Here is a 12,429-nt window from a genome sequence, read left to right as displayed (position 1 = left end):
TAGAGTTTCAGGTTTCACGTTTCAAGTTGCTGCCGCTAACTGGTGCGTTGTTGAAACGTGGAACTTGAAACCTGAAACTCTAAACATTACAACCGAATTCCAAACCGCTCTCCCAGGTCTTCCAGACTTTTAACCACAGGTTCCAGCACCGGAATACCCTCTGAGAGACGCCGGGCTTCCATCTCGCGCTCGGGGTCGCCAGGAATGAGCACCTGGTGGCCGTCCACGGCGCGGGCGTTGCGGAACCGCTGAATCCAGGTGTCCATATGCCATTTGAAGTCCTCGGCAGGCCGGAACGCATCAATCCGCATGGCACCGAAGAAATGGCCGGTACCTATACCCACACCTTCCTGGGCACTCATAAAACCGGCGGTGGCAAAGGGCGGTACCCACGGACCGTAGTTGGCACCCGATAACACACCCGAGAAAATATCGACAATAGCTCCCAGTCCATACCCTTTGTGGCTACCGTGTTCGCGGTCGGAGCCGAGCGGCAGCAACGCACCACCGTTGCGGACGGCGTTGGAGTCGCTCGTGGGCTGGCCATCGGCATCCTGCGCCCAGCCGAGCGGGACTGCCTGGCCTTTGCGTTGCAGGATTTCCAGCTTTCCATAGGCCACGGCGGTTGAGGCAAAGTCGGCCAGGAACGGCGGCTCCGACAGGGCCGGTACCGCTACCGCAATGGGATTAGTGCCCAGCAGCTTGTCGAGCGAGAACGTGGGTGCTACCAGCGGAGCGGCATGGGTCATGGCCTGGCCAATCATGTCGTGCTCCACCGCCAGCATGGCGTGGTATCCCGCAATACCGAAGTGATTGGAGTTGCGCACGGCTACCCAGCCGGTACCGGCCTGCCGGGCTTTTTCAATGGCTACCTGCATGGCCCAGGGACCTACTACCAGGCCCAGCCCCCGGTCCCCGTCAACCACAGCGGTGGAGGGGCTCTCGTGAACGATCTGAATGTTGGGCTGAGGATTTAGCCGGCCGAGGTCGTAGAGCCGGACGTAACCTGGCAACCGGGCAACACCGTGGGAGTCGACGCCCCGAAGGTCGGCGCTGACGAGCACATCGGCGGCTAAGGTAGCATCGGCCTCGGAGCAGCCGATGGCCAGAAATATCTGTTGGGTAAAGTGTCGGAGTTGGTCTGCAGCAATCATACCCGCAAAAATAGGAGGGGGCGGCAAACAAGTGGGGAGAAAGGTAAAAAAGGAGATGAAAAATGGTGACGAGGTGCTAAAGCCACCTGCCCAGCCTGCGCAACGAATCAACATTATGGACGGGAGCAAAGACATCGACAAAGGGCAGGGCCGTCTGCATACCTGCTACAGCCGGGCGGTAAGCCGTGTAGCCGGCCAGGGGATTCAGCCAGATTACCTTCTTTGACCTGGCGTGGATAACTTCCATACTCTGCCGGAGCAGGGTAATATCGCCGGTGTCCCAGCCGTCGCTCAGGATAATAACGATGGTCCGTTTGTCGAGCAGTCTGGCAGCGTATTCGGTCACAAACTGGTGCAGGCTTTCGCCGATACGGGTGCCGCCACTCCAGCTCCGGTTCTGGGCACTGATGGCCTTCAGGGAGCTGGTGAAATCATTTTGCTTCAACAGGCTGGTAATTGGTTGCAGCGAGGTGCTGAAGGCAAAAGTCTCAATCCGGCGAAAGACCTGCTGAAACGAGTACATAAATTGGAGCAGAAACGCCGAGTATAGGTCCATCGACTGGCTTACATCGCACAGTACCACCAGCTTGGTGCGGTTACGCTTGGGCTTTCGGAACATGATGTGCATCAGTTCTCCGCCATGCCGCATATTTTTCCGGAGCGTCTGCCGCAGGTCGGGCAGGTTTACTTTCGCCGATTTTTCGTAGCGCCGGTTACTTTGGGCCGCCAGTCGTCGCGATAGCGCTTTAATGCTTTTCATGATCTCATCCAGTTCGTCGGCCGGAACGGAAGAGAAATCCTGCTGCGCCAGATTCTGGTGGGTGCTGTAGGAAGCGGTCTGCTCAATCTCTTCGTTCTTATTGCCCGCCAGCCACGATTTTAAGGCTTTAAACGAGTCCTGGTTGACGCCGGGTTTCAGCGCCGGTTTCGTCTGCTGTTTTTCTTTGGCATCAATCGCTTTCTCCAGTTCCTTCCAATAGTCGAAAAACAGCGCATCGAACTGGTCAAGCTGGCTGCGGCTGCGGCACAGCACGGCCCTGAGCGCCAGGCGGAACACCTCATTGCTGCGGTAATCGATAAATTGCAGGGCGTTCAGCGCGGTGGTTTCGTCGTCTACGCTCAACGCAAATCCTTTGTGCCGCAGAAAGCGGCAGAACTGCACAATATTCCGGGAAAGGGACGTCTGGCGGCTAATCAAAGACTATCGAGTTTGGAGTGGATGCCGGTCTTTTCCATCAATTCGGTGAGGCTCAGCTGCACCTGCCGGGTATCGTGCCAGTCTTTCAGCACCACGCCCAGGGTTTGCTCCACAATGTTCTTATCAAGGTGGTCGATGTGCAGGGCCGACAGGGCCAGTGCCCAGTCCAGCGTCTCGGCAATACCAGGCGTTTTCTCCAGCTTCAGGGTGCGGAGCTGCTGCATAAACCGGCAGATCTGCTCGCCGAGCCGGGCGTCAATGCCGGGCACTTTGTTCCGCACGATCAAGTATTCTTTTTCAAAGTCGGGGTAGCCGATGTAGAGGTACAGGCAGCGCCGGCGGAGGGCTTCCGACAGCTCGCGGATGCGGTTGCTGGTCAGGATGACCTGCGGAATGTGGGTGGCTTTGATGGTACCGGTTTCGGGAATGGTGATCTGCCAGTCGCTGAGGACTTCCAGCAAAAAGCTTTCAAACTCTTCGTCGGAGCGGTCTACCTCGTCGATCAGCAGGACCGGCTTCCGGTGGTGGGTAATGGCTTGGAGTAGCGGCCGCTTCATCAGGAAGCTGTCGCTGAAGATGGTCTGCTCTTTTTCGTCCACCGACTGCGGCTGGTTCTCCACCATTTTCAGGTGCAGCAACTGCCGCTGGTAGTTCCACTCGTACAGGGCGTGGGTAGCGTCCAGACCCTCGTAGCATTGCAGGCGGATCAGGTCCGTCTGGAGAGCACGGGCCATCACTTTAGCAATTTCGGTTTTGCCCACGCCCGCCGGGCCTTCAATCAGCAGGGGCTTGTTGAGTTTAAGCGACAGGAACACAGACATAGACACTGACGCGTCGGTAATGTAGCCCTGCTCCTGCAACAGGTTGCTGATGTCTGCTAGGGTAGGTTGTTGATGGTTATTCAATGTGGTTGTTTGCTTAAAAAATTATTACACAGAGAGTCACAGAGGTGACACGGAGATACACAGAGTTTATTTTAATTCTCTGCGAATCTCTGTGTCTCCTCTGTGTGTCTCTGTGTAATAGCTAAAAGGTTAATAACTAAAAAACTAAACCACAGCTTCCAGCGCCCGCTTCAGATACACTTTCGCCAGGTGCTGCCGGTATTCGGCAGACGCATAATAATCGCCCATAAAGGAGACATCCTGACCCTGAAGGGCGGCATTCACGGCCGCTTCAATGGCTGCCCCATCCAGCGCTTTACCCGCCAGGGCCTGTTCGGCGGCCGTATCCCGGAAGGCGTACTCCGCAGCACCCGTGAAGGCAATGTTGGTCTTGCCGTCGGGGAAGCGCATAATCGCACAGCCCACAATGGCGAACCTTGACGCCGGGTGCTCGTACTTCATATACACGGTACGGGTACCCTCGGCCGGCACCGGAATGCGGATCGCGGTGATGAGTTCATTCTCTTCGAGCGCCGTGGAAAACAGCCCCGTGAAAAAGTCCGTTGCGTTGATGCTCCGGCTTCCATTGCGGCTGACCACATCAATGACGGCATCGGCGGCCAGCACGAGCGCCGGCCAGTCGGCGGCCGGGTCGGCATGGGCCAGGCTGCCGCCGATGGTGCCCCGGTTGCGGACCTGCACATCGCCGATTACGCTGGCCGCTTTGTGAAAAAAGGAGAGATTCTCCTGAATTAGCGCGTTGTCGTGGATCTCGGCATGGGTGGTGCCCGCCCGGATCACAATATAGCCGTTTTCCTCCTGAATCCCTTTCAGGGAAGAGATGCTCGAAATATCGATCAGAAATTCGGGCTGGCTCAGCCGCAGTTTCATGGACGGTATCAGGCTGTAGCCCCCCGCCAGAAGTTTGCCTTCACGGCTCGCCAAAGCCTCCAGGGCTTCTTCTACCGTACTGGCTTTTTTATAGTCAAAATCAACGGTAACCATAGTTGTGTGCTTGAAGGTTTACGGGTGTCTTACCGATTTGTCAATAACTGCTACTGCTGGTCTGCATGGCACGCCATACGCGCTCTGAGGTCATCGGCATCCGGACATCCTTCACTTTATGACCACCGCTCCAAAGCGCATCAATGACCGCGTTGACCACCGCCGGCGTCGACCCAATCGTACCAGCCTCACCGGCGCCCTTCACGCCCAGCGGGTTGTGCGGGCAGGGCGTTACCTGGTGGGCGGTTTCAAACATCGGCAGATCATCGGCGCGGGGCATGCAATAATCCATGTAGGAAGCATTGATCAACTGCCCGTCCTCGTCGTACTCGGCTCCTTCAAACATGGCCTGACCAACACCCTGGGCAATACCCCCGTGAATTTGCCCTTCCACAATCATCGGGTTGATGATATTACCCACGTCATCAACGGCAATGAACCGCTTCAGCGTCACCGCCCCGGTATCTTTATCCACCTCGACCACAGCAATATGGCAGCCGAACGGATAGGTAAAGTTGGTGGGATCGTAGAAACTGCTGAAGTCGAGACCGGGTTCCAGATCGGCCGGGTAAACGTGCGGTACATAGGCCGTCAGGGCAATGTCCCCGAAGCTCAGGGCTTTGTCGGTGCCCTTCACCGTAAATTTGCCGTGGTCAAACTCGATATCGTCGGCGCTGGCTTCCAGCTTGTGAGCGGCTATTTTCTTGCCCTTCTCCACGATCTTATCAATGCTCCGCATAATGGCTGAACCCCCGACCGCGAGGCTGCGTGAACCGTAAGTACCCATACCAAAGGCTACGGTGTCGCTGTCGCCGTGGATGATATCGACATCATCCATCGGGATGCCCAGTTTGTCGGCCACTACCTGCGCAAAGGTGGTTTCGTGGCCCTGCCCGTGCGAGTGCGAGCCGGTAAACACGCTAACCTTACCCGTTGGCTGTACTCTTACCTGGCCCACTTCAAACAAACCGGCGCGGGCACCCAGTGACCCCACAACCGCTGATGGCGCAATACCGCAGGCTTCGATGTAGGTGCTGAACCCGACGCCAAGCAGTTTGCCGTTATGGGCCGCTTCCTTCTGCTGTCTCCGGAAATCTTCGTAGCCCAGCATCTCCAGGCCCTTTTCCAGTACGCCATGATAGTTGCCGCTGTCGTACTGTAGCGCTACCTGGGTTTGATAACCCGGCTCGTTTACCCCATCGAACGGCGGAATGAAGTTTTTGAACCGAAGTTCGGCCGGGTCCACACCCATTTCCAGGGCGGCCAGGTCAAATATACGCTCCAGCAGGTAGGTCGCTTCGGGCCGTCCGGCTCCGCGATACGCATCGACGGGTGTTGTATTGGTGAATACCCCGGTCACATCTACGTTGATCTTAGGCGTTGTGTATAAGCCCTGCAGCAGCGTACCGTGCAGGTAGGTAGGCACACACGGTCCGAACGTAGATAGGTAAGCACCCAGATTGGCATAAGTCTTTACCCGCAGGGCCAGCACTTTACCGTCCTGGTCGAAGCCCATTTCTGCTTTGGAAATGTGATCCCGGCCGTGAGCATCGGTTAAAAAGCTTTCGGTCCGTTCCGAAGTCCATTTGATTGGCCGCTTTACCTGTTTGGAAAGGTACGTGAGCAGCGCTTCTTCCGTATAATGGAAAATTTTGCTGCCAAATCCTCCGCCTACATCTGGTCCCACTACCCGGACTTTATGTTCCGGAATGCCCAGCACAAAGGCACACATCAACAAGCGAATAACGTGCGGGTTCTGGGTGCTGGTGTAAAGTGTGTACTTTTCGCTGGTTTCATCATAAGAAGCGTTGTAGCAACGCGGCTCAATGGCGTTGGGCACCATGCGCTGGTTGATAAACTCCAGGGTCGTAACGTGGGCGGCAGCAGCCATCGCCTGGTCTACCTCTTCTTTCGGGTTACCCAACTCCCAGTCGAAACAGGTATTATTTGGGGCATCATCGTGTACCTGAGGAGCGTTGGGCTTTACGGCCTCGGCTGCGTTGACGATTGGTGGCAATTCTTCGTAATCGACCATCACCGCGAGGGCGGCCTCTTTAGCCTGGTTACGGGACTCGGCAATGACCACTGCCACCGCATCACCCACATGGCGGGCTTTGTCGGCCACCAGCAGGGGGTGCTTGGGCTCCTTCATGGTATCGCCATTCTTGAAGTTTACCTGCCAGCCGCAGGGTACCCCGTTGAGTGCCGCTACGTCGGCACCGGTATAGATAGCGATGACGCCGGGCATATTCCGGGCTTCACTGGTATCCACGTTCAGGATGCGGGCGTGGGCGTAGGGACTGCGTACAAAGTGGGCGTACGTTTGTCCGTGCAGAATAATGTCGTCGGTATATTTACCCTTGCCGGTAATAAACCGTTTGTCCTCGACCCGCTTGATGGACTTTCCGATCAGCCGGCCGTCTCCGTTGCTTCCGTTCGGCGCGCTCATACGGGTACCTCCTGTGTTTGGGTTGTGGATTGTTTCTTCTTATCGGCCGCGTACTGCACCGATTTGATGATGTTGTGATAGCCCGTGCAGCGGCACAGGTGTCCTTTCAGCGCGTGGCGGATTTCTTCTTCGGACGGATTCTCGTTATGATCCAGGAAATCGGCCATGGTCATGATGATGCCGGGCGTGCAGAAGCCGCATTGCAGCCCATGCTTTTCGTTGAAACCTTCCTGGAGCGGGTGAAGCTCTTCGCCGGCCAGGCCTTCAACCGTCGTGATTTCGCAGCCATCGGCCTGTACGGCAAATACGGTGCAGCTTTTGGTCGGCTGATTGTTGAGGTGGATGGTGCAGGCTCCGCAGATGCTGGTGTCGCAGCCAACGTGGGTGCCCGTCAGGCGGACCACATCACGCAGGTAATGCACCAGCAGCATCCGGGGTTCAACGTCGTGGGTGTAGTCCACACCGTTGACCTTTACGTGGATTTGCATAGTCGTGAAATTGGGGGTTTGTAAGTTGATTAAGAGCTATGAACAGAATGCTGTCGACACAAAGCCAGATCAGGAGCCGCTGTTGTCGAGTTCCCGTTCCAGGTTGGTAAAAAACTGTTTGGTGAGGGTGTTGGCTACCCCGCCAATGACCCGCTGGCCCATGCCGGCCAGGATGCCGGTCAGTTTGGCGTCGCCGTCGAAGGTCACCTCGGTCTGATTATCATCAACGGGGGTGAGGTCTACTTTAACGGCCGCGTTGGTATTCCCGATCTTGCTGTTCTGCTGTACTTTCAGCGTGAAGTTTTTGTGCTCCGTAATATCTTCCAACTGAAGATTACCCGAGAAAGAGCCATTCACCGGGCCGAGTTTGATCTGGAGCTTGGAGACAAAGGCGTTGTCGCCGACCCGCTCCAGGGAGGTAATGCCGGGAATCACTTTGGCCAATGTGTCGGTATCCATCAGCATATCCCAGACTTTGGTAGGAGGGGCATTCAAGACCTGTTTACCTGTAAGCTGCATAAATCAGTTAGTTATGGGCTTTGGATAATGCATACGGCAAGAAGCTGTTACCAGATTGCTTGCACAGGCTTGAAAGGTAGGAAAAAATCTAACTTTACAGTTGAATTATTATATCATAAAGATGAATTTTTAAATAATCCGGCCGTCAATTTATCTACCGTACCGGATTATCTGTTTACACGCTCGCTTATCGGGCGGTCCAGCCGCCGTCGACGGTCAGCATGGAGCCGACCAGGTAGCTGGCCGCATCGCTCGCCAGGAAGATGGCGGCTCCCTGTATTTCCCGCATATGCCCCCACCGGCCCAGCGCCGTAGCACCCACCACAAATTTTTTACCCTCTTCGGTGTCGGCAATGGGGAGGTTCATTTCGGTCAGGAACGGGCCGGGGCAAATGGCGTTGACGTTGATGTTGAACGGCGCAAGTTCCAGGGCCAGAGCGCGGGTCATCTGCACGACAGCGCCTTTGCTGGCGGTATAGGGCGTGCGGTTGGCCAGACCAACGAGCCCCAGGGTGCTGGCCAGGTTAATGATCCGGCCGCTGTTCTGCTGTTTCATAATTGGCGTTACGGCCCGGCAGCAGAGCCAGGTGCCGGTCACGTTTACGTCCATCACCTTGCCAAAATCCGCCGGCGTCAGTTCATCAATGGGGCCCCGGATGTTGATGCCTGCGCTGTTGATCAGAATATCGATTCGGCCGAAGGCATCCATAGCGGCCTGCGCCATAGCCTCGGTATGCGGCTGACTGGTAATATCGGCGGGGAACGAAAGGGCTTGTGTTCCGTAGTCCTCATTCAGCTGTCGGGCGGCCTGGGCACCCTCATCGGCGTTGCGGTTGACGAGCATCACATTAGCCCCGGCCGAAGCCAGGCCGGCGGCCATCGCCAGGCCGAGGCCTTTGGATCCGCCGGTAATAATGGCGACCCGGCCGGTGAGATCGAATTGTTTTACGCCGGGAAGAAGTTCTGTGGACATAGTTGGAAGGGTGGAGTTCGGTTATTTAAGCGCTAATTGATTCTTACTGTACGCCAGACAGGCCAGAATGTTCTGCTCTTCAGCCGCAAGCCGCCCCTCAGGGCTTAGCTGAGAGACTCTGGGGAGTGGCGTAGGAAATTTATGCTGCCGGACCAGACGGAGGGTTTTGGCTAATTCGGTACCGGGCAGGTTTTCAAAAGTAGCCCAGTATTCCGGTTTCAGGCAGGGTATCTCCAGCGGGTCGCGGGTGATCATTTCCAGGTTAAAGGTAACGGCCGGATTGTGCTGCTTACACAACGCTACGATCTTGGGCAGGTCGAGCATACCCTGTCCCAGGGGCACTTCAGACAGCAGGAACCCGTCGGGGTATTCTTCCAGGCCCATATCTTTCACGTGTGTACTGAATACATAAGGTACCAGCGTCTGCACCACGTCCATCGGATCTTCGAGCAGCGAAATGCTGTTGCCAAAATCCAGGGTAACGCCAATCCACTCGCTGTTGAGTTGTTTCAGCATGGCAGCCAGTTCGGGAGCCCGCCAGTCTTTATGGTTCTCAACCGCCAGCCTGACCTTGTGCTTCTTCAGAACCGGTTCCGCCAGTTGTAAGGAGGCCAGTGCGTTTTTCTTCAGCGTCTGAAAGGCTTCGGCAGAGTGGTAGGATTCATAGCGCCGGCCACTCGAACAAACCGTGCGCAGAATGGTAGCTCCGGCTTCTTTGGCATTTAAGACATCCTGCTCAAAGCGCGATACATCACCGGCATTTTTGGGTACACCAATGGAGCCTTCGAGGTAAAGCCCCAGTTTCTCCCGACGTTCCCGGACTTTCCTGGCGAAGTCGGCTGTCCAGTTGCCGACGACTACCTGCGCTCCACCGGCTCCAATCTGGTGGCAGTGCTCGATCAGGTCAATGGCGTTGGTGAAGGCGGGATAGTTGCTGCTGGGCGTTTTTGAGTTCCAGCGGCTGCCGTAGGAGTGAACCACAATCCCCATCGGTTTATCTTTGAGGAACTCGGGCATCGTCGGAAACGACAGCGCCATTGCGCCAAGTGACGCTTTTTGCAGGAAGCTTCGCCGGTCTAAGCGTGAGCCGGCAAGGCTTTTGTCGGGTTGATTCATGTTTTATCGGGTTAGGATGATAATGAAAAAAGCCTTCCTGAGAAGGCGCACCGGTCATTTTCCGGCACTGACTTTAGCCTCCGAAACGTATTTGTTCAGTTCCTCGGCCTTCCAGGGCATGACCCGGCCCTGTGAGCTATTTCGGGTAGCGCTGACCGTTCGCCGGCTGACCGGTCCGGCATTGTTGCCCCATTCGTTGCGGATGTACGTCAGGATGGTTGTAATGGCGGCATCGTCCATAGTCATGTGGGCCGGCATCACGGGTAGTATTTCGGGCGTATTGTACAGCTTACCGGCTACTTCAACGGGCCCCTCCATGCCGTGCAGTACAATTAGCGCGAGCCGCTTTTCGTCGCCCAAAACCCAGTCGGAGCCGATGAGCGGGGGCGCAAACCGGTTCAGGCCGGCTCCGTCGGTACCGTGGCAGCCGGCGCAGGTGGTGAGGTAATGCTTCCGGCCCAGGGCAAACTGCTTTTGTTCGTCTTCGTTCAGCAGGCTTTTCTTAGGCGCATTGCTTACCTCGGTGTTGTGTCCCGGCCATTCAAACAAAGAAGTCAGTGCGGCCAGCCGGCCCGGTTCGATCCTGCCGTTTGCCCGGCTCAGGATACCCGGTGCAGCAGCCAGCCGGATGGGCTTCTGCTTACCGCTGCTGCCCTGAATGGCCATGCCAGTCAGCAGCGTTTTTTCCTGCCAGCCAAGGGTTTCCTTATCTGAATCAATAAGGTTCAATAGCGCTGTCAACTCATTCGGGTCACGCTTCCGGACGATAGCCGTGGTCAGCATCTCTAGGAAAATCTCTTTACCCGGTTCATGTTTCTGCCATTGCGGAGATTTCCACAACCGCTGCAAAAAGGCAAATTCCTGGTTCTGCAGGCTGCTTAGCACCGCGTCGCGCAGTAACGGTAACTCGCCATACCGGTTGGCGATACCATCGAGCAAGGGATGCGATACCGCCGGGTCCAGCACATGGGCCGATAGTGCCATCTGGAGAATCTGCTCAGCGGGCGCTTTCTCCCAGGCTGTCAGCAGCGCTTCACCAAATCTGGCGTTAACCTGCTTATCTGCTTTCGCCATCGGCTCCAGCAGCCGTACTGCCGTTGCCCTGACGAGCGGGTCGCGGTCCTGAATCAGCGCCAGCAGGACATCGGGGCTGAGCAGCCCCAACCCATCCAGCGTCCAGAGACTATGGAATCGGCCTAACGCTTGCTGCCCATTGAGAGCCACAGTCGTCAGCGACTGCCGGATGCTTTTATCCTGCCGGTCGATGAGCAGGTGCTGGGCCATATCGCGGTACCAGCCGTCCGGGTGCGCGAGGTAGCCGACCAGCTCTTCGGAAGATGCGGTAGACAGCTTTTTCGGTTTTGATGGTTTCCATTTTTCCGGCACGATCCGCCAGATGCGACCGCGATGGACCGGCAGCACCAGTTTGCGCACCAGTGTCTGCTCCTTCAGGTAAGGGGTTATGTAGGCCCCGTGCTGCACCAGTCCGCGGTACATATCGGCCAGGTAGAGCGCTCCGTCTGGTCCGGTGGTCATGTGTACCGGCCGGAACCGTTCGTCGGTCGACGCCAGAAACTCCTTACCAGGATGCGGGTCATAGGCCGTTAGTAGCAGCCCGTCTTCCTTCACGACATTGCGTTTGACCAGGTTACCCGACGGCTCACAAACAAACGCATTGCCGTAGTAGTCCCCGGGCAGTGCTTTGCCCCGGTAAACCAGCGGGGAGCAGGCGGCCGTAAACTCCAGTAGCCGCCCCTGCTCGTCGAGCGTACCGGGTATGTACCCGCGATTCACCGCCGGGTTGGGCCGGATGGGGTAAATGCGCCGGTCGACGGTGAGGCCGTGGTCGATACCGGTAGTGGGCGTATGGTTTTTGTTACGCGAGAGGTAATTGGGCGGCACCAGATCGGCGTGGAGCTGCGACCAGTTGTAGTTGTAAAACAGCCGGCCCTTATCGTCGTAGCTGATACCCCACTGTCCGCGGAACTCGGTGCTGTCGCGCTGCCATTTCCCGTCCGCCAGCCGATACCGGAACCGGGACTTAACGTTGTAGTACCAGTTATCGACCCCGCGCCAGAGTCCGTTACCGGAGTGTTCGGGCAGGCCACTGCCGGCGTAATCCTTATCGATCAAAACTTTTGTGTCGGCTTTCAGATCACCGTTGAGGTCCTGCGTGAGCCAGAGCGCTTCATTTTCGGCTACCAGTACGCCACCGGGTACAAACGACATGGCGCGGGGCAGGATCAGGCTGTCGAGGTAGATGGTGCTCGCGTCCATTTTACCGTCGCCGTTACGGTCTTCCAGCACGGATATGCGGCCGATCCGGTCCTTTTCGTTGGCGCCGTCGATGGTGTTCATGAATCCCCGCATTTCCACCACCCAGAGCCGGCCATCGGCGTCGAAGGTAATTACCACCGGGTCCTGCACCATGGGTTCTGCCGCCACTAACTGTATCTTCAGGCCTGGTTCCAGTTGGAAGGTAGTTAATTCTTCGGCCGGGGTTTTGGCGGGAGAAGGGCCTTCGTCTCTTTTTGCCGTGTTGTTCTGATTGACAACACAGCTTAACAGGCTCCCAAGGCTAATACTGATCAGGCAAAAATATAAAGCAGGCTTACGCATGAAACACCGTTCTTTGCTACGATA

Annotated in this window: 10 protein-coding genes; all 10 read right to left on the bottom strand. The window is 56.6% G+C overall.

Translation table 11 applies throughout. From position 1 onward, the window contains the following. Positions 1–86: 86 nt before the first annotated feature. Complete coding sequence (locus ABD949_RS10980) at positions 87–1,154, bottom strand: Ldh family oxidoreductase (protein WP_345243391.1); 1,068 nt, start codon at positions 1,152–1,154, stop codon at positions 87–89. 76 nt (positions 1,155–1,230) lie between these two features. Beyond that, positions 1,231–2,352, bottom strand: coding sequence for a vWA domain-containing protein (locus tag ABD949_RS10975; protein ID WP_345243389.1), 1,122 nt, complete (start codon positions 2,350–2,352; stop codon positions 1,231–1,233). Continuing rightward, positions 2,349–3,257, bottom strand: a complete 909-nt coding sequence (locus ABD949_RS10970) for an AAA family ATPase (RefSeq protein ID WP_345243387.1) — start codon at positions 3,255–3,257, stop codon at positions 2,349–2,351. The genes ABD949_RS10975 and ABD949_RS10970 overlap by 4 nt, the downstream gene beginning before the upstream one ends. 144 nt (positions 3,258–3,401) lie before the next feature. Next, entirely contained in the window at positions 3,402–4,241 is an 840-nt protein-coding gene (locus tag ABD949_RS10965; protein ID WP_345243385.1) for an FAD binding domain-containing protein, read from the bottom strand. Between the two features lie 40 nt (positions 4,242–4,281). Beyond that, complete coding sequence (locus ABD949_RS10960) at positions 4,282–6,690, bottom strand: xanthine dehydrogenase family protein molybdopterin-binding subunit (protein WP_345243384.1); 2,409 nt, start codon at positions 6,688–6,690, stop codon at positions 4,282–4,284. Next, on the bottom strand, positions 6,687–7,178 hold the full coding sequence (locus ABD949_RS10955) for a (2Fe-2S)-binding protein (protein ID WP_345243382.1): 492 nt from the start codon (positions 7,176–7,178) through the stop codon (positions 6,687–6,689). The genes ABD949_RS10960 and ABD949_RS10955 overlap by 4 nt, the downstream gene beginning before the upstream one ends. Before the next feature lie 69 nt (positions 7,179–7,247). Beyond that, entirely contained in the window at positions 7,248–7,697 is a 450-nt protein-coding gene (locus ABD949_RS10950; protein WP_345243380.1) for an SRPBCC family protein, read from the bottom strand. A gap of 187 nt (positions 7,698–7,884) precedes the next feature. Next, positions 7,885–8,670 (bottom strand): SDR family NAD(P)-dependent oxidoreductase, encoded by a 786-nt coding sequence (locus ABD949_RS10945; protein WP_345243379.1) that lies wholly within the window; start codon positions 8,668–8,670, stop codon positions 7,885–7,887. 21 nt (positions 8,671–8,691) lie between these two features. Then, a complete protein-coding gene (locus ABD949_RS10940; protein ID WP_345243378.1) occupies positions 8,692–9,786 on the bottom strand; it encodes a sugar phosphate isomerase/epimerase family protein in 1,095 nt (364 codons plus the stop codon). A 54-nt stretch (positions 9,787–9,840) separates the two neighbouring features. Then, on the bottom strand, positions 9,841–12,405 hold the full coding sequence (locus ABD949_RS10935) for a DUF7133 domain-containing protein (protein ID WP_345243376.1): 2,565 nt from the start codon (positions 12,403–12,405) through the stop codon (positions 9,841–9,843). Positions 12,406–12,429 lie beyond the last annotated feature (24 nt).

Origin of the sequence: Nibrella saemangeumensis (assembly GCF_039541915.1) — a bacterium.
GTDB lineage: Bacteria > Bacteroidota > Bacteroidia > Cytophagales > Spirosomataceae > Nibrella > Nibrella saemangeumensis.
This window is presented reverse-complemented; position numbering and strand designations above follow the sequence as displayed.

Excerpts from the sequence above, each read along its gene's own strand:
- ABD949_RS10950 (WP_345243380.1), bottom strand. The coding sequence starts at position 7,697 with ATGCAGCTTACAGGTAAACAGGTCTTGAATGCCCCTCCTACCAAAGTC.
- ABD949_RS10960 (WP_345243384.1), bottom strand. The coding sequence starts at position 6,690 with ATGAGCGCGCCGAACGGAAGCAACGGAGACGGCCGGCTGATCGGAAAG.
- ABD949_RS10935 (WP_345243376.1), bottom strand. The coding sequence starts at position 12,405 with ATGCGTAAGCCTGCTTTATATTTTTGCCTGATCAGTATTAGCCTTGGG.
- ABD949_RS10955 (WP_345243382.1), bottom strand. The coding sequence starts at position 7,178 with ATGCAAATCCACGTAAAGGTCAACGGTGTGGACTACACCCACGACGTT.
- ABD949_RS10965 (WP_345243385.1), bottom strand. The coding sequence starts at position 4,241 with ATGGTTACCGTTGATTTTGACTATAAAAAAGCCAGTACGGTAGAAGAA.
- ABD949_RS10940 (WP_345243378.1), bottom strand. The coding sequence starts at position 9,786 with ATGAATCAACCCGACAAAAGCCTTGCCGGCTCACGCTTAGACCGGCGA.
- ABD949_RS10945 (WP_345243379.1), bottom strand. The coding sequence starts at position 8,670 with ATGTCCACAGAACTTCTTCCCGGCGTAAAACAATTCGATCTCACCGGC.
- ABD949_RS10980 (WP_345243391.1), bottom strand. The coding sequence starts at position 1,154 with ATGATTGCTGCAGACCAACTCCGACACTTTACCCAACAGATATTTCTG.